This window comes from Sphingomonas kyeonggiensis (genome assembly GCF_014204495.1).
GTDB lineage: Bacteria > Pseudomonadota > Alphaproteobacteria > Sphingomonadales > Sphingomonadaceae > Sphingomonas > Sphingomonas kyeonggiensis_A.
The window spans coordinates 924,807-948,889 of the sequence record NZ_JACHLN010000003.1 but is presented as its reverse complement, the minus strand read 5'-3'; the positions used below and the strand labels follow the sequence as shown (position 1 = coordinate 948,889).

Below are 24,083 nucleotides of genomic sequence, written 5' to 3'. Positions count from 1 at the left end.
GGCAATTCGGCTCCGCCGGTCGCAAACGCTTCGGCCTGATCTTGCCACGCATTGGCGGCAGAGTAGGATCATCTGCGACAAGCCGTGGGAAGATTGAGGATGCTCGAAGCGCAACGGGCGGCGTTTTTCGCCGAGTTGCCGGTTTTGCCGGCCGTCCGCCGCGACCGGCTGCGCCGCGCCGCGCTGATGCTCGAGCAGAATGCCCGGGGGCTGGCCGAATCGCTCATGCGCGACCAGGCGACCCAGGATGCCGAGTCGGCGATGCGCGACGAGGTGGTGCCGGGGCTGCTTGTCCTGGGCGAGGCGCGGCAACAGGTGGCGGACTGGATACGGCCCAAGGCCGGGCGCGGGCTGCTTGGCGGGCTGTGGCCAGGCGGCGACAGGCTGGAATATCAGCCGGTCGGCGTGGTCGGCATCATGGCACCGGCCGCGCTGCCGCTGATGCGAACCGCCTGCCTGCTCGCCGGCGCGCTGGCGGCGGGAAATCGCGTTATGCTGCGGCTGGACGCCGCTTCGTCGCATCTGGAGGTGATGCTGCGCGAACTGGCCCCCCGATATTTCGATCCGCGCGAGCTGGCGGTGATGCCCGGTGACGTGGATGAGGCCGGCCTTGACCTGTTGGTCTCCGGCGAGCCGGCCGGGGAGCCGGCGGGCGCGCTTCCGGCGCGGACGGGCAAATCCGCGGTTATCCTCGGGCGGTCGGCGAAATTCCCGCGGGCGGCCGGCGAGGTCATTGCCGCCAAGCGGTTCGACGGCGGCCGGGCGTTGCTGGCACCTGACATCATGCTGGTGCCGGCGGAGCAGGAGGAAGCGATCGCTGGCTGGCTGTGGCGCGCGGCGATGCAGGCGGGAACCGACCAGGCGCCGCCGCTTTCGGCCGAGGCATGCGACCGGCTGGCGGCTCTGTTGGAGGACGCACGCGCGCGAGGCGGCGAGGTGATGAGCGCCGAGCCGCGTGGCGCGGGCATGCCGCTGCACATCGTCCGCCACGCCACGCCGGACATGCGGGTGATGCGCGAGGAGATTGCCGGGCCGATCCTGCCACTCAGCAACTATGCGCGGATCGAGGACGCGATCGCCTGGACGAACCGCCTGCCGCCCGCGCCCGCGCTCTATTATCTGGGACAGGACCCGGCCGAACGCCGGCGCGTGGCGCAGGGGACATTGTCTTCGCTCTTCGCCACGGATGGACAGATACGCGCGGCAATGCGGGGTTCGGCCGGCATCCCGGAGATGCCGTTGCCTGCTGGCGAGGCCGAAGCGGGGTTCCGGCGGTTCAGCCGGGTGCGCCGGACCTGCCGCCGGTCCTGGCCTGGATCTGGCGGCTCTCCGGTTCGCGAGGTCGAGGCACTGGGCGGCGCCGAGCCTGCGTTGCGCTGAGCCCGGCAGGGCCACGCTGCATCGCAACCGGCTGGCGGGGCCGCGCATCGCGCGACTAGCCCGGTGGCATGACCGACAGGCCGCTTCGCTTCGCTCCTTCGGTCCGGATCGCTGCCGAGGGCGAGCCGGTCTATGTCGTGCGCTCCGGCGCAACCTATCGCGGCGTGCATGCCCGCGATGTCGGCAACGGGCTGTTCGTGATCCGCGACTCGGTACGCGGCGTACGGATCGCCGACATCGAAGTCGCGGGCGGCTACCGGGTGATCGAGAATAGCTCCGTCCCGCGCACGGCGGGTGCCGATTGCGTGGGGCTGCGCGTGCGCGGAGCCAGGGCGACCGATCTGCGACGCAGCTTCGCCCGCATCCGCTATGCCAGCCATGACGGGGTGATCGAGGATGTGACCGCCACCGGCACGCTCACCACCGGGGCGCATGACCTGCCGGTCGGCATCGGCTTCCAGGACACCGCGCATGACTTCCGGCTCGAGCGCTGCACGATGCGGGGCTTTCGCTGGAAGCGCGGGGACAACAAATATTGGAACGGCGACGGCTTCTCGACCGAGCGCGGCAATGCACGGTTCGTATTCAGGCAATGCGCGGCCTGGGACAACAGCGATGGCGGGTTCGACCTGAAATCGAGCGAGACCCTGCTCGACGACTGCACCAGCGGCCGCAACGCGCGCAATTTCCGCCTTTGGTCGAGCATCCGGGCGACCCGGCTGACCAGCGTGGATCCGCAGAAGATCGGCGGGATCGGCGACACCAATCATTTCGCGATCATGGCGGCGCAGGGCGTGCGCGAGCCGCTGGTGATCCGCATCGAGCATCTGGCGGTGAAGAGCGACAAGGCATGGCCGATCTTCGATGTGCATGACGGCCCCGCGCACATCATCATCGGCTCGCACGACATCCAGGTGCCGCCCGGCACGCCGCTGGTCCGTCCGCGCGGCAAGGGATCGGTGCCCGGCGGCATCTCGTTTGCGGGCGCCCCGCCGAAGCTCTGAGTCTGTTTGGAAATGCGCGAAAGAGCGCATTTCCAGGCGGTGCCACCCTCCGCAGCCTTTCCAACGATGCTGCGCATCGCTGGAGCCTTGGGCTGTTCCGCCCGCTCCCCCACCCGGCCACCCATAGAATACTGCCGTTGGGTGGCCGGGTGGGGGAGCGGGCTGGCACCGCAATGCGCCGAGAGGCGCATTCTAAAACGGGGTCCGGGCGCGCTTTGGCCACGCTTGGACGCCGGGCTCTTGCTGCAACGCAGCGTAATGGCCCAGCATCATCAAGTCAGGCGAGGTGATCGAGTTCGCAGATCCGACTGGCGTGTTGAGTATCTGCGAGGTCGTCTTGCCCTGATGGTTGATGCTGGTCTTTCCGGGGGGACCCAGCAACCATGAAAGGGTGGAAGATGCGAAGAGTACGCAAAGCAGTTTTCCCGATTGGTGGCCTCGGAACCCGGTTCCTGCCCGCCACCAAGTCGATGCCCAAGGAAATGCTTCCGGTCGTTGACCGGCCGCTGATCCAATATGCTGTCGATGAGGCGCGCGAGGCAGGAATTGAACAGTTCATTTTCGTGACGAGTCGCGGGAAGAGCCTGATCGACGACCATTTCGATCATGCGTTCGAACTCGAAGAGACGATGACGCGGCGTGGCAAGTCGCTCGATATTCTTGACGGTACCCGGACTTCGCCGGGCGACATCACCATCGTGCGCCAGCAGGAGCCGCTTGGTCTTGGCCACGCGGTGTGGTGCGCGCGGCGGATCGTCGGCGACGAGCCCTTCGCGGTACTGTTGCCCGACGACCTGATGATGGGCGAGCCGGGCTGCCTGAAGCAGATGATCGATGCCTATGCCGAGCTGGGCGGCAACCTGATCTGCACCGAGGAAGTCGCGGCCGAGGACACCCGGAAATACGGGATCGTCACGCCGGGCGCGCGATCCGGCGCGATCACCGAAGTGAAGGGACTGGTCGAGAAGCCGGCGCCCGATGTCGCGCCCTCCACGCTGGCGGTGATCGGCCGCTACATCCTGCAGCCCGAGGTCATGGACCTGCTGGCCAGCCAGGAAGAGGGCGCGGGCGGCGAGATCCAGCTCACCGATGCGCTGGCGCGGATGATCGGCCAGCAACCGTTCCACGGCGTCACCTTCCAGGGCAAGCGCTATGATTGCGGCGACAAGAGCGGTTTCGTGACCGCGACGCTGGCAATGGCGCTCTCCCGGCCGGACCTTGCCCCGGCGGTGCGCGCCTTCATGGCCACGGCGTGACATGGACGCGATCACGAGGCGCCTGCCGCCGCCGCGCCCTGATGCCGATCCGCAGGTCGATCGCGGTGCGCTGATCGACCTGCGGCATGTCGGCGCCGTCCTGCGACGGCGCTGGTTGATCCTGTGCGCGGCGATGGCCACCGCGATCGTGGTGGCCGCCGCGGCCTGGCTGGTCGCGGAGCCGCGCTATCAGGCGACCGCGCAGGTCGCGCTGGAGCGCACCGCCGAGCGCGTGATCAACGTCGATTCGGTGGTGCCCACCACCGATCCCGATTCGGCGGCGGTCGATACCGAGGTGCAGGCGCTGCGCTCGCCCGAGCTGCTCGGACGCGTGGTCGATCGCCTGCATCTCGACCGCGATCCGGCGTTCAACAAGGCCGTGGAGGCCGGGCAGCCGGTGCCGGCGCAGCCCGACCTGATCGGGCGGCAACGCGCGATCGGCACGTTGCTCGGCGGGCTGACGGTGAAGCGCGACGGGCTGTCCTATGCGATCAGCGTGACCTTCGAGGGCAGCACGCCGGTGCAGGCCGCGCAGATCGCCAATGCCGTGGTCGACGATTATATTTCGGGCCAGACCGGCTCCAAGGCCGATGCGACACAGCGCGCGCGCAAGTTCCTCGAGCAGCGGATGCAGCAGCTTCGCGTACAGGTGCAGAATGCCGAGCGGGCGGTGGCCGATTATCGCGCGGCGCATGCGCTGTTCGCGGTCTCCAATTCCTCGACGGTGACGCAGCAGGAGCTGTCGGGTCTGTCGACCCAGCTGGCCCAGGCCAAGGCGGAGAATGCCGCGGCCCAGGCGCGGCTCTCGGCGGCGAAGTCGCAGCTGCAGCGCGGACGGAGCGGCGAGGAGCTGGGCGATTCGCTCGATTCGCCGGTGGTGAGCCAGCTGCGCTCGCAGCGCGCCGAGGTGGCGCGCGAAGTGGCGGCGCTGGAGAAGCGCTACGGGCCGCGCCATCCCGAGCTGGTTCGTGCGCAGAGCCAGCTCCGCGTCGCCGACCAGGCGATCGCGGCCGAGGTGCAGCGCATCGTCGCCAATGTCTCGATCCAGGCGAATATCGCCAACCAGCGCGCGGCATCGCTCGCCGGTTCGGTGGCGCAGTCGCAGGGCAAGCTGGCGAGCGACAATGAAGCATCGGTCCGGCTGAACGAACTGGAGCGCAACGCCGAATCGGCGCGGACGCTCTACCAGGCGTTCCTCGACCGCTATCGCCAGACGGTGGCGCAATCGGGCCTGGAGCGCAGCGATTCCTATATCGTCAGCCGTGCCCGGGTGCCGGGTGCGCCGAGCTCGCCCAACAAGCTGATCTATGCGGCGATGGCCGTGGTCGGCGGGCTGGGCGTGGGCGTGCTGCTCGTCGTGCTGCTCCAGTTGCTGGAGCGTGGCATGGAAAGCGGCGACGCGATCGAGAAGATGCTGGCCCTGCCGACGCTGGCGAGCATCCCGGACGCGAACACGCTGCCGGGCTATCGCAAGACCGGGCCGCCCGCGCCGCCGGCGGAGCTGCTGCTCAAGCGACCGCAATCGACCTTTGCCGAGGCGTTCCGGACGCTGCGGACCTCGATCCAGTTCGCCGAGGCGACCAAGCCGATCCGGGTGGTGGCGATCACCTCCTCGGTGCCGGGCGAGGGCAAGACGACCACCGCTATGGGCCTGGCCCGCGCGGTGGCGGCGGCGGGCGGCAAGGTGCTGCTGATCGATGCGGATGCGCGGCGGCGGGCGTCCAGCCGGCAGTTCACCGACAATGTGAAGCTGGGGCTGGACGAAGTGCTGGCCGGGCAGGCGACGCTCGAGCAGGCGATCGTCAAGGACAGCCTGTCCAATGCCTGCCTGTTGCCGCAGCGGCTCGATTCGAAGGGCATCAGCCTGGCCGAGAGCCCGAGGCTGGCCGAGCTGCTCGAGCAGGTGCGCGAGCGCTATGACCTGGTGATCCTCGACACGCCGCCGGTGTTGCCGGTCGACGAGGCGCGGGTGATCGCCAGCATGGCGGACGGCGTGGTGTTCCTGGTGCGCTGGCGCAGGACGCCGTCCAAGGCGGCGTCGGTGGCGTTGCGGCGGCTCTACGATGTCCATGCCGAGATGCTGGGCGCGGTGCTGACTTTGGTCGATGTACGCGAGCAGGAGCGGGCCGGATACGAGGATGGCGGCACCTTCCTGAAGACCTACCGCCACTATTATGCGGATTGATCGCCCGGCCCCGTGAACACCGAATCCCTCCCCTACGGCCCCGCCTTCGGGCTCGGTATCCTGTTGCCGGTCACGGCGCTGCTGCTGGTGCCTCTGGTCATTGGCGCGCGGCGGGCCGGCAGCATGGCCGGCGCGTTCGTCGTGGTGGCGCTATGGCTGCGCTACATCGCCGGCGCCTATCACCTCTACATGTTCAAGCCGCTGGCGGCGGGGCTTTCGGGCAATGCGCTGCTTTCGATCGGTGTGACCGCGTTCGGGCTGCTGTTCGTGGTGCGGCCGGCCAATCTCGCGCTCAAATGGCTGTTGCCGGTCTATCTGCTGGTGGTGCTGGCCTTGCTGAGCGCCGTGCTGAACGGCGATCCGGCGGGCGGGATCAATGCCGGCGTCAAATATGCCTATCTGATCGTGATCGCAATCGCGGTGTTCCAGGCGTTGCGCATCGATCCCGAGGCGCGGTTCCTGAGCTGGGCGATGATATCCTTCCTGCCGCTGCTCGTCTTCCAGGCACTGTCGGTGGTGCTTCACCTGCCCAAGGGGTCCGAGGATGGCGACGGGCTGGTCTGGATCGGCGGCTACAACCACGAGGCGGCCTTCTCGGTCGCGCTGATGACCGGCTTCCTGGTCGGCGCCTTCGCCAAATCGGCGCCCAGGGCGGTGCGATTCGGCTTCCTGCTGGCGATCCTGATCGGCATCGTGCTGGCGGGGTACCGCACCACGATCCTCGCGCTGGCTCCGCTCGCATTGGCGACCTTCCTCAGCGGGCTGACCCTGAGCGTGCGACGCGACCAACGCGCGCCGATGGCGGTGACAGCGGCGGTGGCGGGCTTCCTGCTCGTGTCGGTGGCGGTGCTGCTCTACAGCGCCAAGTTCGCCGATCTGGGGGCGTTCCTTTCGGATCCCACCGCCCTCATCAAGCCGCCGCGCGACTTCGACTATCTCGAGCGCCAGGTGATGTCGGCCCGCCCGCTGATCTGGAGCAGCTATATCTATGCCTGGGCGGACGGCACGCCGCTCCAGCATCTGATCGGCTTCGGGCCGGAAAGCTGGGTGGGGCTGTTCAAGGTCTATCCGCACAACACGCTGGTCGGCACGCTCTACGACCTGGGCTGGTTCGGCGTGGCGGCGATGCTCGGGCTATGGGTGACGATGTTCGCGGCGGCGATCTCGGCGCGGGGCGAGCGCTTCAAGCTGGTCGCGGCGCATTTCGCCTTCTTCCTGCTCAATATGGCGACGATGCCGTTCTGGCAGGTGGAGGGACTGGCGCTGTACGGGGTGCTGTGCGGCTACACGATCTACGCGGCGCGGACGGCGGCGATGCCGCGGCCGGCGCCGCTGCGCCTTGCCTGGCCCTGAGGGCGTATCCGGCGATTTTGTTGTAATGGTCGGGGCGACAGGATTCGAACCTGCGACCCCCACACCCCCAGTGTGATGCGCTACCAGGCTGCGCTACGCCCCGACCGAGGTTGGGGCCTCTAGGCCGGTCCGGCGCGGGATGCAAGCCATTGGCGACAATAGTTGCGCCGACCTGTGCCGCATGTTAGCGCGCCGCGCTTGAACGGAGGCGGATTCCACCGCCCACGATAGCTATAATCAGGATCCCATGCTCATCACGCCAGCACATGCACAGGCCGCAGGCGCGGCAGGACAAGCCAACCCGATGGGCGGAATCCTCGGACTCGCGCCGCTCGTCCTCATTTTCGTCGCCTTTTACTTCCTGATGATTCGCCCGCAGCAGAAGCGGATGAAGGATCTTCAGAACGCAGTGAACGCCGTGAAGAAGGGCGACCAGGTCGTCACCGGTGGCGGTCTTGTCGGCAAGGTCACCAAGGTCGACGAGACCGAGGTCGAGATCGAACTCGCCCCGAACGTGAAGGTCCGCGCGATCAAGGCCACGCTCACCAGCGTGATGCCCGCCGGTGGCGCCAAGCCCGCGAACGACTGATGCTCGACTTTCCCCGCTGGAAGATCATCACGATCCTCACCGGCATCGCGATCATGATCGCGCTGTCGGTGCCGAGCTTCTTCCCGAAGAGCGCGCGCGACCATTGGCCGAGCTGGGTGCCCAAGCCCGCGATCAACCTCGGCCTCGACCTGGCCGGCGGCAGCTTCCTGCTGTTCGAGGCGAACACCGATGACGTGCGCCAGGCCAAGCTGACGCAGATGCAGGATCAGGTCCGCGCCGAGATGCGCAAGGACCCCAAGGTCGACATCGGCGACATCTCGGTGCAGGGCGGCAAGGTCAGCTTCATGGTGCGCGACCCGTCCAAGGTGGACGCGGCGCGCGAGAAGCTGCTTGCGATCACCGGCACCGGTGTCGGCACCACCGGCCAGCGCCAGTGGGACGTCGCCGTGGTCAACTCGTCGCAGTTCGTGCTGACGCCGACCGACGCGGGGATCAAGGAAGCGATCGACACCGCGATGGGCGATGCCCGCGAAGTGATCGAGAACCGCATCAACGCGCTGGGCACGGTCGAGCCTACCGTGGTGCGCGAAGGCAGCAACCGTATCGTCGTGCAGGTCCCCGGCCTGCAGGATCCGACCGCGCTCAAGGCGCTGATCGGCCAGACCGCGGTGCTTGAGTTCCGCCTGGTCGACGTCAACGCCGACCAGAACGCCGTGCAGCGTGGCGAAGCACCCGCCGGCGATGTGATCCTGCCCTATCAGAACGGCGCCAAGGTCGCCGTGCAGCGGCAGGTGATGATCAGTGGCGACATGCTCGTCGACGCCAAGCAGACCTATGACCAGCAGACCGGCGCCCCGGGCGTCACGCTGCAGCTCAACGGCGCAGGCTCGAAGCGCTTCGCCAAGGTGACGCAGGAGAATAGCGGCAAGCCGTTCGCGATCATCATCGACGGCGTCGTGATCTCGGCGCCGAACATCAACGAGCCGATCCTCGGCGGCAGCGCCGTGATCAATGGCGGCTTCACCGTGGAGAGCGCCAACCAGCTCGCGATCGCGCTGCGTTCGGGCAAGCTGCCGGTGAAGCTCAAGGTCGTGCAGGAATCGACGGTGAGCCCCGAGCTCGGCGCCGACTCGATCCGTGCCGGCATCACCGCCTCGATCATCGCGGTCATCGCCGTGATCGCCTTCATGATCCTCACCTATGGCCGCTTCGGCATCTATGCGACGCTGGCAGTGGTCATCAACGTGCTGGTCATCCTGGCCGTGATGGGTCTGCTCAACGCGACGCTGACGCTGCCCGGCATCGCCGGCTTCGTGCTGACCATCGGTACGGCGGTGGACGCCAACGTGCTGATCAACGAGCGCATCCGCGAAGAGCGGCGGCGCGGGCGGACGGTGACCCAGTCGATCGAACTGGGCTACAAGGAAGCCAGCCGCACGATCTTCGAGGCTAACGTGACGCACGCCATCGCCGGTGTCATCATGATGATCCTGGGCTCCGGCCCGGTGCGCGGCTTCGCGGTCGTGCTGCTGATCGGCATCGCGACTTCGGTGTTCACCGCTGTCGTGTTCACCCGCATGCTTGTCACGATCTGGTTGCGCCGTAATCGGCCGACCGAAATCAACATTTAAGGAAGCGACGCGCCATGCGGCTCCTCAAGATCATCCCAGACAACACGAACATCGGGTTCGTTCGCGTCCGCCATATCGCCTTTGCCATCACCGCGTTCCTTACGGTCGCGGCGGTTGCACTGGTCGGGATCCACGGCCTCAACATGGGCGTCGACTTTGTCGGCGGCGTGTCGATCGAGGAGAAGTTCCCCAGCGAGCCGCACCTCGACCAGGTGCGCTCGACGGTGAACCACCTCGGCTTCGGTGAGGCCGCGCTCCAGCAGCTGGGCGACAAGACGACGGTGACCGTGCGCCTGCCGGTGCCGGAATCGAGCGATCCGGCGGCGACGAACACCATGGTGGAAGCGGTGAAGGCCGCACTGAAGAGCAAGTTCGGCGCCGAGTTCACCAACTACTCCACCGTGTCGGGCAAGGTCTCGGGCGAGCTGGTGCAGAACGGCATCCTGGCCGTGCTGCTGGCGATCGTCGGCATCGCGATCTTCTCGTGGTTCCGCTACGAGTGGCAGTTCGGCATCTCGACCGCGGTGGCGATCATCCACGACGTGCTGATGACGCTGGGCTTCTTCGCGCTGACCCAGCTGGTGTTCGACCTGAACATCGTCGCGGCGGTGCTGACGATCATCGGCTACTCGATCAACGACAAGATGGTGATCGACGACCGTATCCGCGAGAACATGCGCAAGTACCGCAAGATGGGGATGAGCGAGCTCATCGACCTTTCGGTGAACGAGACGCTGCCGCGTACCGTGATGACCTCGTTGACGATCATGCTCGCGCTCGCGTCGCTGCTGATCTTCGGCGGTGAGGTGCTGCGCGGCTTCACTGCGGCGATGATGCTGGGCATCGTCGTCGGCACCTATTCGTCGATCTATGTCTCCTCGTCGCTGCTGATCACGCTGGGCCTCAAGCCCGGCCCGCGCGAGGAAAAGCCGAACGCCGCGAGCGGCGCAGAGCGCGTCGGCTAAACGGATGGAAGTGAAGCGCGCCAGCGCGGAGGGGCCGGTGATCTCCGGCTTCTCCGGGCGCGGGTTCCGCGTCGACGAAGGCGTGTACGAGGGCCTGCTGATTACCCCCGAGCGCGCCGATGGCTGGACGCCGCCACCGATCGCCGAACTGACCGAAGCCGATCTGGCGCCGGTGCTCGGGCTCGATCCCAAGCCGGAATTCCTGGTGCTGGGCACGGGCAAGTCGCTGGTTCGCCCGCCGCGTGCGCTGACCGAGGCGCTGGCTGTGAAGGGCATCGGCGTGGAGGCGATGGACAGCCGCGCCGCCGCCCGCGCTTGGGGCGTTCTGCGCGCCGAGCTGCGCTGGATCGCCGGGGCGCTCTACCCGCTGGATTGACGCTGTCATGCTGGACTTGTTTCAGCATTCAATGTGCGACGGGCGATATCCGCCCGACCTTGGACCCTGAAACAAGTTCAGGGTGACGAAGGTGCGGAGGCATGGGTAAGCTCCCTCCAAACAGGGGAGGATGCACGCATGATTCTCGCGCTTGCGCTGGCGATGGCTGCCGGGTCGGATACGCCCGACTATCGCAATGAGGCCAACTGGCTCTGCCGCCCCGGGCGCCAGGATGCGTGCACCGCCGATCTCTCCGCCACCGTGGTCGCCGCCGACGGCAAGCGCACGCTCGAGCCGCTCAAGCCGGCAAAGGCCCCGAAGTTCGACTGTTTCTACGTCTACCCGACCATCTCGGTGGATGCGACGCCGAACAGCGACCTGGTGCCGGGGCCTGAGGAGAAGCGGGTCGCGCAGTTCCAGGCGGCCCGGTTCGGGGCCAATTGCCGGGTGTTCGCTCCGGTCTATCGCCAGGTGACGCTCACGGCGTTGCGCAACCTCATCGGGGGCGGTCAGCCTGCCATCGACCGGGAGCTCGCGTTCAACGACGTGAAGGCGGCCTGGGACGATTACATGGCCCATGACAACAAGGGCCGCGGCGTCGTGCTGATCGGGCACAGCCAGGGCTCGCTGATCCTCACCCGACTGGTCGCCACTGCGATCGACGGCAAGCCGGCGCAGAAACAACTGGTGTCGGCGATGCTGATCGGCAGCTCGGTGCCGGTGCCGATCGGCAAGACGGTCGGCGGCGTGTTTCCGACCGTCCCGCTGTGCCGCAGCGCCGACCAGGCGGGCTGCGTGGTCACTTATGCGAGCTTCCGCGCCGATTCCCCGCCACCGCCCAACACGCGCTTCGGCAAGGGCGATCGGCCGGGCGTCGAGGCCGGCTGCACCAACCCGGCGGCGCTGGGTGGCGGCAAGGCGGTGGCGCATGCCTATCTCAACGCCGGCGGCAACATGATGGTGCAGGGGGCGGCCGAGGCGTGGAGCAAGGACGGCCCGCCGGTGACGACGCCGTTCGTCAGCGTGCCCGGCCTGCTATCCGCCGAATGCGTCAGCAGGGACGGGTTCAACTATCTGGCGGTGACGGTGAATGCCGATCCCAATGATCCACGCACCGATACGATCCAGGGCGATGTGAAGCTGGGCGCTACCATCCTCAAGGACTGGGGCCTGCATCTGATCGACATGAACCTGATGCAGGGCGATCTGGTCGATCTCAGCGCCCGGCAATATCGCGCCTGGGCGAAGCAGCGCTGAACCTCAGCGCGACGGCGCCAGCCGGGCGATCAGCAGCCGCCAGAGCGGGATGGTGATCAGCGCGACCTGGCCGAGCGGCGGCACGAACAGGCTGGTGACGAAGGCGGTCAGCGAGCCGAGCAGCGCGGCCAGCCCGCGCTGGCGGATCATCCGCGGCTGCTCGGCGGGCAGGTGCTCGTCGATCACCGGCGGGGCAGTGAGGATGCGCTGGACCAGGATGTTGAAGATCGAGATCACCACCATCCAGCCGCAATAAAAGGCGGCCGGCACGCGGTGGCCATAATATTCGGAGGAGAAGGCGGTAAAGAAGGGCATCGCCGCGATCGAGCAGAGCAGGAAGAGATTGGGCGCGAACAGCTTCGGGCTCCAGTGCCGCGCACAGGCGAAGGCGCGGTGATGCCCGATCCAGAACAGGCCGATCGCGAAGAAGGAGACCAGGAAGCCGATGAAACTGGGGGTGAGCTTGGCCAGCCCTTTGAGGAACGCCTCGTCGGTATAGGGTGCCTCGATATGCGGCACATGGATCTCGATCACCAGCAGCGTGATCGCGATCGCGAACACGGCGTCTGAAAAGAACGCCATGCGCTCCAGCCCGTGCGCCGGCCCCGCGGCGTGCGGCTTGTCTTCCATCATTACCCCCTGTTTGATCCGGCGCGTGCCCTAGCAGCCGATCAGCGCGTCGTCTTGGGCGATGTCGACTTGGTGCGGCGCGTCGTGGCGCGCGGGGTGGCAGCCGGTGCCTTGGCGGCGGCGGGCTTGCGCGGCTTGGGCGCGGGCTTTTCCGCCTCCGCGGCAGCGGGGGCAGCTGCGGGCTTAGCCGCTGCAGTCTTGGGCTTGGCTGCGGCCTTGGTCGCCGCAGGCTTCGTTTCGGGCTTGGCGGCGGGTGCCTTGGCCGTCGCAGCCTTGGCGGCCGGCTTGGGCGCTGCGGACTTGGCCGGGGCCTTCGTCGCTGCCGGCTTGGCGGTGGCCGGTTTTGCCGGGGCCTTGGCGGGTGCCTTTTCGGCAGGTTTGGCCTCGGTCTTCGCGGGAGCCTTGGCAGCGGGCTTCGCGGCGGTGCTCGCCGGCTTGCGCACGCGTTTCGCCACCGGCTTGGCCGCTGCGGTTGCCGGCGCGGGCGCAGCGACCGGTTCAGGCGCTGGCGCCGGAGCGGCTTCCGCTGCCGGCTCGGCCTTCTCACTCGGCTTGAGCTTGGCGGCGAGCGCCACCAGGCCCGCGGCGAGCAGGTCGTTCACCACGGGGTGCTTCGCGAGCGCATCGAGCTGCTTGCGCAGTTCCTTGGGCAATTTCATCCCGGCGATGCTCTTCGGGAGAAAGCCCTTCTTCTCCGGCTTGGTCTCGCCGGCCTTCTTGTCCTTCTTGCCCGCCATCACTCGGTCTCCGCCGCTGGTAACTTGACTGTCATGAATGTCAGGGAGCGGCGCGGGCTAGTCAACGCGGAAATGGCTCATTCGTCGTCGGCGTCCGAATCGGCTTCGAACTCGAATTCGATCTCCAGGTCGCCGGGGCCGATCGGGGCCTCGGCATCCTGTTCGGGCGGCAGGATATAATAGACGAGCGGCGGCGCATCGGCGGCAGGCTCGGGCAGGGTACGAAAGGGGTTCATCGTCTTTCTCTCTCCGTCATGCCCCGGGCACGAACGGTGGGCACGGCAAGGCGGTTCCCTCGCTAGGCGACGCGTTGGTCTGCGAGGCGACGGAGAAAGGCGTGGAGGCGGGCACTGTTGGCGGCCCAGGTGAAGGGCGCGGCGATGGCGCGGGTGTCCGCGGCATGCGGCGGGGCGGCGATCAACGCGCCCAGCGCGCTGGCGAAGGCGGCGGGGGTGCGTGCGACGATCCGGCCGGCGACCGGGCTGGTCACGACCTGGCGGGCGCCCCCCACATCGGGGATGACGACGGGCGTGCCGCTCGCCAGCGCCTCGAGCCAGGCATTGGCCAGGCCCTCGCGCTCCGAGGCAAGGGCCATCGCATCGGCGGCGGCGAGCGCAGCGGCGACGCGGTCCGGCGGGACCGAGCCGAGCAGCTTCACCCGGTCGCCCAGGCCCAGCCGCTCGACCTGCGCCTCTAGCCGCTTGCGGTCGCCGCCTTCGCCGGCGATCCACAGGGTGACGTCGGGCAGGGTGGCGACGGCGTCGATGACGATGTCGTGCCCCTTGATCGGGATCAGTGCGCCGACCGAGAGGACGAGGGGACCGGAGACGCCCAGCGCCGCCTTGGCCTCGGCGCGGTCGCGGGGGGTGAAGCGGGTCAGGTCCACGCCGGTGGTGATCGTCTCGATCTTCTCTCCCGGCACCCCCATGGCAATCATGTCGTCGCGCATCGCTTCGCTGACCGAGAGCACGCCGTCCGCTGCCTGGCCGGCGGCGATGACCTGCTTGCCGATACCGGGGCGGCGGCCCCAGTCATGCATGTCCGATCCGCGCGCCTTGATCGACACCGGCACATGGAAGCGGCGGCCGAGCAGGATGGCGGCGGGGCCGTCGGGGAAGAAGAATTCGGCCGAGATCACGTCGAAGGGGAAGTCCTTGCGGATCTCCCGCAGCAGCGGCGTCAGCGCGGCGGCCATGGCACGGGCGTGGAAGCGGCCGCCGGTGCCGGGCAGGTTGAGGAAGCGGGGACGGTCGACCGTCAGCCCCTTCCACTGCTCCCGGGCCGGCTGGGCGGCGAGGCGGGCATAGCGGCCGAGCCAGGCCAGCGGGCCGGGCGGTAGGCCACGCGGCGCGACGACACGGACTTCGACATCGCTCCGCTCGGCCAGCGACAGCGTCTGCCGCTCGACGAAGATGCCGAAATTCGGACGCGACGCATCGGGAAAGAGCGTGGAGAGGACAAGTACGCGGAGCATGGCTCCCGTTCTAGCAGACAGGAGTTAACAGGCCGGTTCCCATAGGAAACGGCCCGCCCGGCGCATGCGCCGGGCGGGCCGTCATCCGCTCCATACGGAGCTTAGCGGCACTTGCGGCTGCCGCTCCGCTCGATCTCGCGGCCGGCGACGGCACCGGCGGCGGCGCCGAGCAGCGTGCCGACGGTACGGTCACCACGGGTATCGATGGTGCGGCCGACCAGCGCGCCGGCCACGCCGCCGACCACCAGGCCGGTGGTGCCGTCGGGCTTGCGGCAATAGCGCTTGCCGTCACGGCCCTGCCACTCGCGATAGGCATAGCGCTTGCGATAGCGCTGCTGCGGCGCGAAGTCGCTGCCGATGCCGGCCTTGGCGGCCGGTGCGGCGTTGGCCGCGATGGGAAGGACACTGGCCGTGGGCACCGCCACGGCAAAGGCGCCGAGCGCCAGAATCAGTTTACGCATGTCTCACTCCTGCTGCACTTATGGATAAACCGGCAACGTAACGTTCCTGATCCAGATCAGGTTTCATGAACGCAAAACTACGTGCCGTTCATCGGAAAGGAAGGCAATGGATCCCGCCAAGGCGATCATCGAAAAGCTCGGTTTGATGCCGCATCCCGAAGGGGGCTGGTACCGCGAGACCTGGCGGGCCGCGCCCGGCAGCGATGGTCGATCCAGGGGCACCGCCATCCATTTCCTGCTCGAGCAGGGGCAGCGCTCGCACTGGCACCGGGTCGACGCCGAGGAATGGTGGCTGTGGCACGCCGGCAGCCCGCTCGATCTCCACATCGCCGACGCCGCCGATGAAAATCCGGTGACGACCCGACTTGGCGGTGACCCCATCCAAGGCTATGCGCCCCAGTGCCTGGTCCCGGCGAGTCGCTGGCAGGCGACCGAAGCGCCGCATGGATGGGCGCTGGTGAGCTGCATCGTCGTGCCGGGCTTCGATTTCGCCGGGTTCGAATTGGCCCCTCCCAACTGGTCTCCGCGCAATATTATTACCTAGTTGTCCACGTTATCCACAGTTTGCACAAGTCTGCAGGCCTGTTTTCCACTTTGCGCGACTCGGGTTCGATGACACCATCATAACTGTAAGCGGAACAGTCCGGCGGCGGGAAACCAAAGCAAGATCAGAAGCTTACACGGATCGGAAACGGTGCTGGTGCCTTCGGGAAACCGCATTCGGGAACGGTTCGGGGATGCGAAGCCCCGGAAAGTTGCAGGATCGAAGTGCCGCCCAGGCGCTGCCGAGACCCTGAGGGACGCCGGAGCCCGGATCGACCGGGAAACGGAGTATGTTGCGCAAGCAGGATACGACGTGGAAGCCGAGAGCGGCACGCAAGTGTGGCTGGAGGCGAGCACGGAAAGTGGCACGCAAGTGCTGGTGGAAGTGCGAGTGACGGGTCCATGCAAATGGGCTCCGGAGCGGAAGCGGAAGGCGGTGCGCAAGCATGGCCCGATGCGGACGGGCGAGACGGAAAGGGTGCGGAACCCTGGTTCGCGGAGATGGGCGCGCAAGCGGCCGGATCCGGGAACGAAGGAACGGACCGCCGGGAGATTTGGCCAGCCGGAAGTCCTGCGCAAGCAGGGTGGAAGGACGGAGCGGATCGAGCGGAGCAACAGCATCCGAACATTGCTTCCGATTTCCGGTCCCGGCCGGAGAAACGAAGCGGGCCGCCGAGGCTGGTAACCGCAGCGCTTCCTTCGGGATGCGTGGAGAACGGCCAGCCTCGACGACCGGACCGAAGCTCGCTTGCCCTTGCCGGCGCGGGCCGAGGAGCCGCCGAAACCATGCCGAAGATCCGTCCGGGTCCACGGCAGCAGTCCGGCGACACGGGGCCTGGCAGCAATGCCGGGCCCCTTTTGCGTTTGGGGATGGGCGCCGATCTGGGATTTGCGCGCGGCTGGCGCTGCGCTCCCATTGTTTACCCGTTCCCCGGCTAAAGCCGGGATCCAGAGTCACAAGCGATGCGGCAGAGAAACCCTGGCCCCCGGCTTTCGCCGGGGAACAGCTATCGGCACGCCGACGTCGCGTCCGCGTCGCGCAAAAGCCCAGGGAATGAGATCGGACCGGCTGCTCCACCGCCATGGTGGAGCAGCCGAAATCCTACATTGCAAGCAGCCCGATCAGACCAGGGTAGCGTCGAGCTTGCTCTCGGCCTTGAGCAGCTTGGAGACCGGGCAATTGGCATGGGCGCCGGCGGCCAGGGCCTCGAACTGTTCCTGGGCCAGGCCCGGGACGCTGGCCTTGAGCGTCAGGTCCGAGCGGGTGATGGTGAAGCCGTCGCCATCCTGTTCGAGCTTCACGGCGGCGCTGGTCTCCAGCGAGCCTTCGCTGAACCCGGCCCGGGCCAGGGCGAAGCTGAGCGCCATGGTGAAGCAGCCGGCATGGGCAGCGGCGACGAGCTCTTCCGGATTGGTGCCGGGTTCATCGCCGAAACGGGTGTTGAAGCCGTAGAACTGGTCGGTCAGCACCCCGGACTGGGTGGTGATGTGGCCCTTGCCTTCCTTGCCGAAGCCTTCGTAGCGGGCAGTCGCGGTACGGGTCGTCATCTTCTCGGTCTCCCTCTTAGCCGGACCCCCAATCTAGGGCGTCGGGGGCCCGGCTTGAAGGCTACCCTTTCGAGTAATCAGCGGCAGCGGACCTCGCCCTTGTCGACCGAGGTGCCGACCGCGCCACCGGCCGCCGCGCCGATCAGTGCGCCGAGCACTTCCGAGCCGCCGGGGGCAATGATCGCACCGAGCACGCCGCCGGCCGCCGCGCCGACCACCAGGCCGGTGGTGCCGTCCGAGCGACGGCAGTAGTAGCGGCCGTCCTGGCCCCGATAGACCCGGTCGTTCCGGCTCAGTCGCTGCTCGCGATAGTTGCGGCCCTCGCGGTAATATCGGTCGGCATAATAGCCGTTATAGGCGGGATCCGGGCGGTTATAGTCATAGTCCCGATAGCCCGAATAGCCGCTGCCGGGGCCGGCGCCATATTCGGTGCAGCCGGCCAGCGCCGTCGCCGCGGCGAGGCCGAGGATTAGGGTGCGCATCTTGTCTCTCCTCCATGAACCCGCTCGCTTGCGGAATGCATGGGAAGGCCGAAAAGTTTCGCCTGCATCATGAGTTTACGTCCATCCCGGCGGTAGCCAGGGCGGGGCGGAACTGCTCGCGTTCCGAGGCCGGCACCGGGGCGGTGGGATCGGGGCGGAAGGCGTCGATGGCCCGCTCCGACCCGTCGGGATGCGTGTCGCCGAGCAGGTCCGTCGGGACGATGCCCTCGCTCGGACGGCGGAGGATGCGCCATGCCCCGAAGGCGGCTGCGCCCAGCACCGTGACGGCGAGCGCGCCGATGGCGGCGATGCCGGCGGTGTGGGCCGAGCGGGGCGCCGATGCCTGGGCCGGGGCCTTCGCCGCCGGTGCCTTGGCCTTGCGGGCCGCGGGCTTCTTGGCGGCGGTAGTGCTGCTTCGCTTTGCCGGAGTGCGCTTGGCTGGCGTCGGATTGCTGCTCGGTTTGCGGGTGGTGGCCATTGAAATTCCTCGTTTCATCAAGACGTTTCGGCCAGAACGGGCGGACGGGGCGACTGTTCCGAGGCCCCGCCGACCCAAACCAAAACCTCCGCTCAGCTCTTCTCCTTGCCCGTGCACTCGCCGGTGCGCTTGGCGTCGATGGTCGACGACATCTTGCCCATCGGGCCGGCCTCCGCCGTGGATTCGATGTGGTAGCTGTCGGCCGAATAGGTGCCCTTGACCGTCATCACCCGCTTCTGGCCCTGCGCCTCGCAGGTCAGCTTTGCGTCGATGGTGCCGCCGGCCATGGTGTAATGGTCATAGCGGCAGCTCTTGTCGCCGCCGAACATCCCCGCCTTGGGCGACTTCACATCGGCTTCGGTGACGCAGGTGGTCGCCTCGACCCCCTTGCTCGCCGCTTCCTTCATCTTCTGCACGGTCTCGGGCGGCATCTTGTCCATGCCCGGCATCTCGAGATTGACGGTGGCCTTGCTGGTCCACTGGCCCGGCCGGATGAAATTGCCGGACCCTTGCGCCGCCGCCACCTTGTTCGAGACTTCCTCGACCGAGGCATTGGTTGCGGTGACGCTGGGACCGGAATTGCAGGCTGCCAGGATCACCGGCAGCAGAACAGCGATACGCTTCATGGACATCCCCTTGTTACTAGGATTTGCCCCGCCCCGGGCCGGAACATAGGCGCCATGGGGACGGGAGCGAACCACCGCTGCGCTCGGCTGGTCGCGGTCTGAGACCGGACGGGCGGATGCGCCGGGGACGAAGCGAATGCTGGGCGGGGCCGGTCGAGGGCCCCGGAAAATGCCGGCCTGGTTAGCCGAGCACCTCGAGCACCGCGGCGCGGGCAATGGCGCGCTGACGCTTGGCATCGAGGGGGAAGAGACGGCGGTGGAGCGGGACAAAGGCCTCGAAAGGCTTGCTCGCACCGCGGGTAATCTGAGTTTCGTGTACGCGATTGAAAAAGTTCATGTAGTTTCCTGTGTTATTGTCTGGACGGCCGGACTTGCCGCCTCTCGTGCAATGCGCGAGCGGGCGACCTGTTCCTGGCGGAGCGCCATATCGAGCCAGGCCGCCTCTGCCCGCAGCCGCTGTTCGCGGACATTGTCGAGCGTCGCTGCCTCGGCCTCGGCACGGCATTTCGCCGCCTGAGCCCGGTAATCGGGTTGGTTTGCCACTTGTGCGTTCTCCAAGAGAGGACGTGGGGTGGCGGCGCCCCCTAAAGGGGGACTTTGGGGACGCCGCCGGACGGCCGAGGCCGCCTGTTCGGTGTCCGTTATTCAGCCGGCGACAGGTTCGCTGCCGATGCCCGGCCGCGCTTGTCGTTCTCCAGCTCATAGTTCACGCGCTGGTTCTGGCTGAGCGTGCCCAGGCCCGAACGCTCGACGGCGGAGATATGGACGAAATGGTCCTGGTTCCCGCCGTCCGGCGTAATGAAGCCGAAGCCCTTGACTGCGTCGAAGAACTTGACGGTTCCGGTGTGGCTCATGCGATTCTTCCTTGTATTATCGGCCGCGCCCAGTGCGAGCGGACCTCGCGCTGCAAGGGGCAGAAGGAAGGAAGAGGGGCCGCAAAGCGCCGAAAACCGTCGATGTGCGACTGTAGCAGATGTTAGATGGGGTGCCGGCGCCGCAATACAAGGGGCGGCTTTTTCTTCCCCGTGCCATGCTCAATAGCCGTCGAGCATTTCCGCGAGGAAGGGATTGGACTGTACCAGCGCCCAGAACGGCCCCTTGAGCAGCGCCCAGGCAAGGCTGAGCACCAAGGGCGCCAGCACCGCCGCCACCAGCAGGATACGCAGCCGTCGTCCCTCGAACTCCCAGCCATTGGGCAGCGTGAGCCGGCCGCGCAGCCAGATGCCCGCGGCCAGGACGAGCGCCACCATCACGAACGGCATCGCCGGCCAGATCCAGGCGGTGAAGCGTGCCGGCAGATGGCCGAGCCAGATCGCCAGCAGCGGATAGATCAGGAAGGGGAAGCAGAAGACGAAGCAGATCACCGCGTACATGACCTTTGCGCCGGCGATCCCCTCATTCTCGCGCGCCGCCTGCTCCGCGGTCTCCGCCTCGATCCGCGCGATGCGCTCGAGATCCTCCGGTGTCAGCTGCTCGGGCATGTGCCTGTCCCCTCTTCCCCGGGGCCAGTGTAGCCGGTGACGGCGGCGGCGCCAGAGGCATGCACATGCGGCGTGGCGAGCACGGCGAACCAGCGATCGCGGGCTGCGCCTTCGGCCAGGCGCTGGGCGGCGATCTCGGCGCGGCGCGGAGCCTCGACCAGTTCCTCTTCCTCGACGGTCAGCTCGCGCGAATAATCCTCCTCGCCATAGTCGCCGTCCTCCTCGCCGTGGAAATCCGCGGGCGGCGGGAAATCGGTGCGCCACTTCTCGTCGTGGTTGTCCCACCAGACGCGGGGGTCGTCCTCGGGCGTGTCGGGGGCCTCGGGGAAATCTTGAATCGCTTGAATGTCCATGCGTGCGGGCGCGGGGGCGAGCGCGACCAGCCCGACGGCCTCGGCGCGGGCCCAGTCGGCGGCGGACCACTGGTCGCGGGCGGCGGGATCGAGATCGTCCACGGACAAGGCGAGGTCGGTGTGGGTGCGCAGCCAGTGATCGGCGCGGGCGAGGGTGCGGATCGGCGCGAGATCGTCCTCGCCGGCCGGCTCGATCCGCTGCGCGAGGAACAGGCCGGCGCGCGCCGGGCCCATATCCTGGCCGAGCAGCTCGAGATAGGCATCGAGCTCCTGCGCGACGAGGCGGGCGGCGGCATGGGTGGCTTCCCGCGCCGCCTTGTCGGCCAGGCGATCGAGCCGGCTGAGCATCGCCATGCCGAGCCGGTTGTCGAAGCGGTGGCGCTCGACCTCGCTGCCGTCGGGGCGGGTGATCGTCTCGATATTGCCGTGGAGCGCGCGCTCCATCAGCGCATCGGCCAGCACGTTGCGGGCATGGAGCGCGGCGGCTTCCCAGCCGAGCTTGAACTGCGCGCCGCGCGTGGAGAGGCGGAAGGCATAGGCCGATTGCTGGCTGAGCCCGACCAGCCGGCACGCCTGGCCGACCGTGGCCCCCTCGGCGATCGCGCGCAGGAACTTCGCCTGGCTGGCGCCGGACCAGCCGGCGATCCGCTGCGAGGGGGATTTGGTGTACTCGTCGACGGGCAGGGCGATCACGTCCGGATCGCCATAGGGCGGCAGGAATTCCTGGTGCTTGGTCATGGTGGCGGTCCTCTCGGTTTGGTTGAGGACTCGCCAGATATGCTGGAAGGGGGGCTGTAGGACAGCGGTTTGTTTTTGGTTTGTTCTTTTTGGTGGAGGAGTGAGGTGGCACTGTTGTTCCCCGGCGAAAGCCGGGGCCCAGGGTAACAAGCGGAACGGCAGAGAAACCCTGGGGCCCGGCTTTCGCCGGGGAAGCGAAGGGGGTGCGTCTACGGATAGAGCTGGCGGGCGTGGATGATCGCGAGGACTTCGATGGCGCTCGGAAGGGCGCGATAGATCAGGATATAATTGGGGTGGACGACCGCCTCGCGCGTGCCGGGGATGCGGCCTGGGCGATGGAGTTCCGGATGCTGGGGCAGGGGATCCGCCGCGTGCTTGAGTGCTGCGTACAGGCGTAGCGCGCCGCCTTGTTGCGCGGGGCGATATAGTCGAAAATCTCAAGCAGGCTTGCTTCGGCCGCCGCGTCCCAGACGACCGGCAGCGTCACTTGTGCCGGTCTAGGATCGCCTCGACCTTCGCCATCACTTCCGCATGCGGGATGCGCGGTGCGGTGGAGGCGAGCGCCTTCTCCACCTTGGCGCGGAACCACGCGTCATGCGCTTCCTCCTCCTCCGTGGAGGCGAATTCCGAGACGATGGGCGAGAGCTTTGCCATGCGGGGAATATAGCGGTTCGGGGAAGGTGGGGGAAGGCGGGCGAGCGGAACCATGTCCGGAATGGAGAAGGTCAGTTCAGGAGGGGCCTTTCAAGACCGACAAGAAGGATTCTCGCGTGGTTGGGTCTGCCCGCGCACTTTGTGCGGATGTTGGAAGATGAAGATGCACTCCTTCCTGCTCGAACGTATCGCATTATTATTTGATTTTGCTAATCAAGGCTTCGGGAAGGGGAGGCATTGTGAGGCAGAACGACCTATCGCTAGCCAATTTTATCTTACGATTCGGGCCTGATGAGGTTTTACTCGATCATGCCGAGGAAATTGTCGTGCCAGCGTTCACTCAGGATGGAACGGTTCGAACGCGAGGTGAGACGACATATCGATTCCATAAAGTCGTTATTTCCAAAGTTGGAGAGGAGAAGTCTGGTCCAATTTTGGCCATTTCGGGGCACTTCGTCAAAGATACAGTTCTAATTCGGCAGCAGATATTCAGAAGAGATATTGGAATTGTCGAAGATGTCAGAACAATGGAGTCTGCTCCATCTGCATTTTTTGTGCTATTGTTAAATAATCACCGTTTGTTGTATTTTGCTGAGACTGTGGCAGCCCCGAGTTTGGAATCCTTTCGGGCGACAGCGGAATATCTACTGCGCGAGCAGTGGCACCGATATATTCGGCAAAGATACGAGAGTGATAACGTAACGAGGCGTGGTGTGGATCGTCTCACAATTAAGGATTTGCAGCGTCGGGTTCCTCCACCGGTGTTGGCTGTAGTGCCAGTAGCCGGTGAGGAAGAAATCACCGACGTTATCCAACGCTTCAAAAAGATAAAGCAGGTGAAGTTTCGGCTGATGGAGCCGAATGACGAGCTCGATGCTTCGGCTGCCATCGCCGCAGTCGAGCATTCATTCCGGCCACTCCGTCCGACGCGTTTGGAGGTGCTGGCTAGCGATCCGCGTGGTATGAATAAAAAGGAGGCTGAAGCCAAAATCTCCGAGGTCGCGGAGGGTCAGAACACCCACATCGAGATCGAGGGCGAAGATGCCGCTGGTTTCCGATTGAAAGTCGACAACGATGAGTTCGCGTTGAGTATTCCAATAGGGGAGCCTCCGGCGAACGACGCTGATCTCAGAAAAGAGCTTGTCGATGTATATGTGAAGTTAGGCGACGAAGGTAAAATTCGTCGAATTCCGACCGCGCCAGGTGTAATGGAGAAAATTCTGCGCCTAATGAGATTTTTATGATTGTAGACTGGAAGGTTGATCTAGTAAAGGAAAAGAGCCTGTGGCAGGTCTACAGGGCTAGTACGAAGCTGACAAAATCGAAGTTTAATCAATACACCTATCTTGTGCTGTTCGTAATAAATGGATTCATTTCAGCCAATTGGGCTATAAATGTTCAGTGCGATCAGGCTTACAAGGCTGTATTATTGGCATCTGACATAGGGTTTAACCTTTCTGTTCAGATACTTGGGTTTTTGATTGGTGGATTTGCGATATTTGCCACGGTAACAGATCATAAATTAATGATAAAACTTGCCACCGTCCCTATGGGGGGTGAAGGTATTTCTGTATTCAAGAACGTATTCTTTAATTTTCTGTCGGTTTTTTACATTTTTCTAATTACTTTATCTGTTTCAGTAGTCGTTAAAATTGTTGGTGGCGTCGAGCTTTTTAAAATTAACATCAATTTTTCAAGTGATGGTTTGAATATAATTAAAACGCTCGTGAATTGCTTTTCTTTTTTTATCGTTTCTGGGTTGGTGGCTTTTTCAATAATTAGGCTAAAATCTTTTATATGGAATATATATCAGGCATTTATAACATTTTTAGCTGTTAGTGAGCTTATGGATAAGGAAAAAGAAAGAAAGTTAAGGCGATGTAGGCCATTGCGTAAAAAGTATGGCTTTCCGCGAAGGTAG

The 24,083-nt window shown here is 65.8% G+C and carries 29 protein-coding genes and 1 tRNA gene; 13 read left to right on the top strand and 17 right to left on the bottom strand.

Annotation, left to right across the window (positions count from 1 at the left end; translation table 11 throughout):
• The first annotated feature begins 99 nt into the window (after window positions 1–99).
• From HNP52_RS18595 to HNP52_RS18575, 5 genes are all read left to right on the top strand, one after another.
• Window positions 100–1,380 carry an aldehyde dehydrogenase family protein gene (locus tag HNP52_RS18595; protein WP_184169092.1) on the top strand — a complete coding sequence of 427 codons (1,281 nt, stop codon included), beginning with the start codon at window positions 100–102 and terminating at the stop codon, window positions 1,378–1,380.
• A gap of 68 nt (window positions 1,381–1,448) precedes the next feature.
• On the top strand, window positions 1,449–2,384 hold the full coding sequence (locus tag HNP52_RS18590; protein ID WP_184169091.1) for a hypothetical protein: 936 nt from the start codon (window positions 1,449–1,451) through the stop codon (window positions 2,382–2,384).
• A gap of 398 nt (window positions 2,385–2,782) precedes the next feature.
• Complete coding sequence (gene galU, locus HNP52_RS18585) at window positions 2,783–3,640, top strand: UTP--glucose-1-phosphate uridylyltransferase GalU (protein ID WP_184169090.1); 858 nt, start codon at window positions 2,783–2,785, stop codon at window positions 3,638–3,640.
• 1 nt (window position 3,641) lies between these two features.
• Window positions 3,642–5,825: a polysaccharide biosynthesis tyrosine autokinase gene (locus tag HNP52_RS18580; protein WP_184169089.1), complete on the top strand. Its 2,184-nt coding sequence runs from the start codon at window positions 3,642–3,644 to the stop codon at window positions 5,823–5,825.
• 12 nt (window positions 5,826–5,837) lie between these two features.
• The gene (locus tag HNP52_RS18575; RefSeq protein WP_184169088.1) at window positions 5,838–7,178 is read left to right on the top strand and encodes a hypothetical protein; all 1,341 of its coding nucleotides are present in this window, start codon (window positions 5,838–5,840) and stop codon (window positions 7,176–7,178) included.
• A gap of 26 nt (window positions 7,179–7,204) precedes the next feature.
• On the opposite strand, the gene HNP52_RS18570 is transcribed toward HNP52_RS18575, so the two are convergent.
• Window positions 7,205–7,281 (bottom strand) — tRNA-Pro (locus HNP52_RS18570).
• Between the two features lie 144 nt (window positions 7,282–7,425).
• Here HNP52_RS18570 and yajC point away from each other — a divergent pair.
• From yajC to HNP52_RS18545, 5 genes are all read left to right on the top strand, one after another.
• Window positions 7,426–7,767, top strand: coding sequence for a preprotein translocase subunit YajC (gene yajC / locus HNP52_RS18565; RefSeq protein WP_184169087.1), 342 nt, complete (start codon window positions 7,426–7,428; stop codon window positions 7,765–7,767).
• Window positions 7,767–9,359: a protein translocase subunit SecD gene (gene secD, locus HNP52_RS18560; protein WP_184169086.1), complete on the top strand. Its 1,593-nt coding sequence runs from the start codon at window positions 7,767–7,769 to the stop codon at window positions 9,357–9,359. Before yajC ends, secD begins: the two co-directional genes overlap by 1 nt.
• A gap of 14 nt (window positions 9,360–9,373) precedes the next feature.
• Window positions 9,374–10,324, top strand: a complete 951-nt coding sequence (secF, locus tag HNP52_RS18555) for a protein translocase subunit SecF (RefSeq protein ID WP_184169085.1) — start codon at window positions 9,374–9,376, stop codon at window positions 10,322–10,324.
• A gap of 4 nt (window positions 10,325–10,328) precedes the next feature.
• Entirely contained in the window at window positions 10,329–10,700 is a 372-nt protein-coding gene (locus tag HNP52_RS18550) for an Mth938-like domain-containing protein (RefSeq protein WP_184169084.1), read from the top strand.
• A gap of 138 nt (window positions 10,701–10,838) precedes the next feature.
• Complete coding sequence (locus tag HNP52_RS18545) at window positions 10,839–11,957, top strand: DUF3089 domain-containing protein (RefSeq protein WP_221416487.1); 1,119 nt, start codon at window positions 10,839–10,841, stop codon at window positions 11,955–11,957.
• Between the two features lie 3 nt (window positions 11,958–11,960).
• On the opposite strand, the gene HNP52_RS18540 is transcribed toward HNP52_RS18545, so the two are convergent.
• The 5 genes from HNP52_RS18540 to HNP52_RS18520 all read right to left on the bottom strand — a co-directional run bounded on the left by HNP52_RS18540 (window position 11,961) and on the right by HNP52_RS18520 (window position 15,259).
• Window positions 11,961–12,587 (bottom strand): TMEM175 family protein, encoded by a 627-nt coding sequence (locus tag HNP52_RS18540; protein WP_184169083.1) that lies wholly within the window; start codon window positions 12,585–12,587, stop codon window positions 11,961–11,963.
• A 41-nt stretch (window positions 12,588–12,628) separates the two neighbouring features.
• A complete protein-coding gene (locus tag HNP52_RS18535; RefSeq protein ID WP_184169082.1) occupies window positions 12,629–13,324 on the bottom strand; it encodes a hypothetical protein in 696 nt (231 codons plus the stop codon).
• Window positions 13,325–13,401: 77 nt separating this feature from the next.
• Entirely contained in the window at window positions 13,402–13,560 is a 159-nt protein-coding gene (locus HNP52_RS18530) for a hypothetical protein (RefSeq protein ID WP_184169081.1), read from the bottom strand.
• A gap of 62 nt (window positions 13,561–13,622) precedes the next feature.
• On the bottom strand, window positions 13,623–14,798 hold the full coding sequence (locus tag HNP52_RS18525) for a glycosyltransferase (protein WP_184169080.1): 1,176 nt from the start codon (window positions 14,796–14,798) through the stop codon (window positions 13,623–13,625).
• A gap of 101 nt (window positions 14,799–14,899) precedes the next feature.
• A complete protein-coding gene (locus HNP52_RS18520; RefSeq protein ID WP_184169079.1) occupies window positions 14,900–15,259 on the bottom strand; it encodes a glycine zipper 2TM domain-containing protein in 360 nt (119 codons plus the stop codon).
• 106 nt (window positions 15,260–15,365) lie between these two features.
• Between HNP52_RS18520 and HNP52_RS18515 the strand changes: the two genes are divergently transcribed.
• Complete coding sequence (locus HNP52_RS18515; RefSeq protein WP_184169078.1) at window positions 15,366–15,803, top strand: cupin domain-containing protein; 438 nt, start codon at window positions 15,366–15,368, stop codon at window positions 15,801–15,803.
• A 1,121-nt stretch (window positions 15,804–16,924) separates the two neighbouring features.
• Here HNP52_RS18515 and HNP52_RS18510 read toward each other — a convergent pair.
• The 11 genes from HNP52_RS18510 to HNP52_RS18460 all read right to left on the bottom strand — a co-directional run bounded on the left by HNP52_RS18510 (window position 16,925) and on the right by HNP52_RS18460 (window position 22,162).
• The gene (locus HNP52_RS18510) at window positions 16,925–17,350 is read right to left on the bottom strand and encodes an OsmC family protein (RefSeq protein ID WP_184169077.1); all 426 of its coding nucleotides are present in this window, start codon (window positions 17,348–17,350) and stop codon (window positions 16,925–16,927) included.
• A gap of 77 nt (window positions 17,351–17,427) precedes the next feature.
• Entirely contained in the window at window positions 17,428–17,832 is a 405-nt protein-coding gene (locus HNP52_RS18505) for a glycine zipper 2TM domain-containing protein (protein ID WP_184169076.1), read from the bottom strand.
• A gap of 67 nt (window positions 17,833–17,899) precedes the next feature.
• The gene (locus tag HNP52_RS18500; RefSeq protein WP_184169075.1) at window positions 17,900–18,310 is read right to left on the bottom strand and encodes a hypothetical protein; all 411 of its coding nucleotides are present in this window, start codon (window positions 18,308–18,310) and stop codon (window positions 17,900–17,902) included.
• 92 nt (window positions 18,311–18,402) lie between these two features.
• Window positions 18,403–18,936 (bottom strand): DUF3617 domain-containing protein, encoded by a 534-nt coding sequence (locus HNP52_RS18495; protein ID WP_184169074.1) that lies wholly within the window; start codon window positions 18,934–18,936, stop codon window positions 18,403–18,405.
• A 181-nt stretch (window positions 18,937–19,117) separates the two neighbouring features.
• Window positions 19,118–19,273: a hypothetical protein gene (locus HNP52_RS18490; protein WP_184169073.1), complete on the bottom strand. Its 156-nt coding sequence runs from the start codon at window positions 19,271–19,273 to the stop codon at window positions 19,118–19,120.
• The gene (locus HNP52_RS18485; RefSeq protein WP_184169072.1) at window positions 19,270–19,479 is read right to left on the bottom strand and encodes a hypothetical protein; all 210 of its coding nucleotides are present in this window, start codon (window positions 19,477–19,479) and stop codon (window positions 19,270–19,272) included. The genes HNP52_RS18490 and HNP52_RS18485 overlap by 4 nt, the downstream gene beginning before the upstream one ends.
• A 98-nt stretch (window positions 19,480–19,577) precedes the next feature.
• Window positions 19,578–19,790, bottom strand: a complete 213-nt coding sequence (locus tag HNP52_RS18480) for a cold-shock protein (RefSeq protein WP_184169071.1) — start codon at window positions 19,788–19,790, stop codon at window positions 19,578–19,580.
• 180 nt (window positions 19,791–19,970) lie between these two features.
• The gene (locus HNP52_RS18475; protein WP_184169070.1) at window positions 19,971–20,417 is read right to left on the bottom strand and encodes a hypothetical protein; all 447 of its coding nucleotides are present in this window, start codon (window positions 20,415–20,417) and stop codon (window positions 19,971–19,973) included.
• A complete protein-coding gene (locus HNP52_RS18470; RefSeq protein ID WP_184169069.1) occupies window positions 20,402–21,508 on the bottom strand; it encodes a hypothetical protein in 1,107 nt (368 codons plus the stop codon). Before HNP52_RS18470 ends, HNP52_RS18475 begins: the two co-directional genes overlap by 16 nt.
• A 209-nt stretch (window positions 21,509–21,717) precedes the next feature.
• A complete protein-coding gene (locus tag HNP52_RS23165) occupies window positions 21,718–21,867 on the bottom strand; it encodes a type II toxin-antitoxin system RelE/ParE family toxin (RefSeq protein WP_260396264.1) in 150 nt (49 codons plus the stop codon).
• 124 nt (window positions 21,868–21,991) lie between these two features.
• Window positions 21,992–22,162 carry a stability determinant gene (locus HNP52_RS18460; protein WP_184169068.1) on the bottom strand — a complete coding sequence of 57 codons (171 nt, stop codon included), beginning with the start codon at window positions 22,160–22,162 and terminating at the stop codon, window positions 21,992–21,994.
• 239 nt (window positions 22,163–22,401) lie between these two features.
• Between HNP52_RS18460 and HNP52_RS18455 the strand changes: the two genes are divergently transcribed.
• Complete coding sequence (locus tag HNP52_RS18455) at window positions 22,402–23,406, top strand: hypothetical protein (RefSeq protein ID WP_184169067.1); 1,005 nt, start codon at window positions 22,402–22,404, stop codon at window positions 23,404–23,406.
• Entirely contained in the window at window positions 23,403–24,083 is a 681-nt protein-coding gene (locus HNP52_RS18450) for a hypothetical protein (protein ID WP_184169066.1), read from the top strand. The genes HNP52_RS18455 and HNP52_RS18450 overlap by 4 nt, the downstream gene beginning before the upstream one ends.

What these genes read in the sequence shown, in the direction of transcription:
- HNP52_RS18595 (WP_184169092.1), top strand. Translation starts at nt 100, where the DNA reads ATGCTCGAAGCGCAACGGGCGGCGTTTTTCGCCGAGTTGCCGGTTTTG.
- HNP52_RS18590 (WP_184169091.1), top strand. Translation starts at nt 1,449, where the DNA reads ATGACCGACAGGCCGCTTCGCTTCGCTCCTTCGGTCCGGATCGCTGCC.
- galU (WP_184169090.1), top strand. Translation starts at nt 2,783, where the DNA reads ATGCGAAGAGTACGCAAAGCAGTTTTCCCGATTGGTGGCCTCGGAACC.
- HNP52_RS18580 (WP_184169089.1), top strand. Translation starts at nt 3,642, where the DNA reads ATGGACGCGATCACGAGGCGCCTGCCGCCGCCGCGCCCTGATGCCGAT.
- yajC (WP_184169087.1), top strand. Translation starts at nt 7,426, where the DNA reads ATGCTCATCACGCCAGCACATGCACAGGCCGCAGGCGCGGCAGGACAA.
- secD (WP_184169086.1), top strand. Translation starts at nt 7,767, where the DNA reads ATGCTCGACTTTCCCCGCTGGAAGATCATCACGATCCTCACCGGCATC.
- secF (WP_184169085.1), top strand. Translation starts at nt 9,374, where the DNA reads ATGCGGCTCCTCAAGATCATCCCAGACAACACGAACATCGGGTTCGTT.
- HNP52_RS18550 (WP_184169084.1), top strand. Translation starts at nt 10,329, where the DNA reads ATGGAAGTGAAGCGCGCCAGCGCGGAGGGGCCGGTGATCTCCGGCTTC.
- HNP52_RS18545 (WP_221416487.1), top strand. Translation starts at nt 10,839, where the DNA reads ATGATTCTCGCGCTTGCGCTGGCGATGGCTGCCGGGTCGGATACGCCC.
- HNP52_RS18540 (WP_184169083.1), bottom strand. Translation starts at nt 12,587, where the DNA reads ATGGAAGACAAGCCGCACGCCGCGGGGCCGGCGCACGGGCTGGAGCGC.
- HNP52_RS18535 (WP_184169082.1), bottom strand. Translation starts at nt 13,324, where the DNA reads ATGGCGGGCAAGAAGGACAAGAAGGCCGGCGAGACCAAGCCGGAGAAG.
- HNP52_RS18530 (WP_184169081.1), bottom strand. Translation starts at nt 13,560, where the DNA reads ATGAACCCCTTTCGTACCCTGCCCGAGCCTGCCGCCGATGCGCCGCCG.
- HNP52_RS18525 (WP_184169080.1), bottom strand. Translation starts at nt 14,798, where the DNA reads ATGCTCCGCGTACTTGTCCTCTCCACGCTCTTTCCCGATGCGTCGCGT.
- HNP52_RS18520 (WP_184169079.1), bottom strand. Translation starts at nt 15,259, where the DNA reads ATGCGTAAACTGATTCTGGCGCTCGGCGCCTTTGCCGTGGCGGTGCCC.
- HNP52_RS18515 (WP_184169078.1), top strand. Translation starts at nt 15,366, where the DNA reads ATGGATCCCGCCAAGGCGATCATCGAAAAGCTCGGTTTGATGCCGCAT.
- HNP52_RS18510 (WP_184169077.1), bottom strand. Translation starts at nt 17,350, where the DNA reads ATGACGACCCGTACCGCGACTGCCCGCTACGAAGGCTTCGGCAAGGAA.
- HNP52_RS18505 (WP_184169076.1), bottom strand. Translation starts at nt 17,832, where the DNA reads ATGCGCACCCTAATCCTCGGCCTCGCCGCGGCGACGGCGCTGGCCGGC.
- HNP52_RS18500 (WP_184169075.1), bottom strand. Translation starts at nt 18,310, where the DNA reads ATGGCCACCACCCGCAAACCGAGCAGCAATCCGACGCCAGCCAAGCGC.
- HNP52_RS18495 (WP_184169074.1), bottom strand. Translation starts at nt 18,936, where the DNA reads ATGAAGCGTATCGCTGTTCTGCTGCCGGTGATCCTGGCAGCCTGCAAT.
- HNP52_RS18490 (WP_184169073.1), bottom strand. Translation starts at nt 19,273, where the DNA reads ATGAACTTTTTCAATCGCGTACACGAAACTCAGATTACCCGCGGTGCG.
- HNP52_RS18480 (WP_184169071.1), bottom strand. Translation starts at nt 19,790, where the DNA reads ATGAGCCACACCGGAACCGTCAAGTTCTTCGACGCAGTCAAGGGCTTC.
- HNP52_RS18475 (WP_184169070.1), bottom strand. Translation starts at nt 20,417, where the DNA reads ATGCCCGAGCAGCTGACACCGGAGGATCTCGAGCGCATCGCGCGGATC.
- HNP52_RS18470 (WP_184169069.1), bottom strand. Translation starts at nt 21,508, where the DNA reads ATGACCAAGCACCAGGAATTCCTGCCGCCCTATGGCGATCCGGACGTG.
- HNP52_RS18460 (WP_184169068.1), bottom strand. Translation starts at nt 22,162, where the DNA reads ATGGCAAAGCTCTCGCCCATCGTCTCGGAATTCGCCTCCACGGAGGAG.
- HNP52_RS18450 (WP_184169066.1), top strand. Translation starts at nt 23,403, where the DNA reads ATGATTGTAGACTGGAAGGTTGATCTAGTAAAGGAAAAGAGCCTGTGG.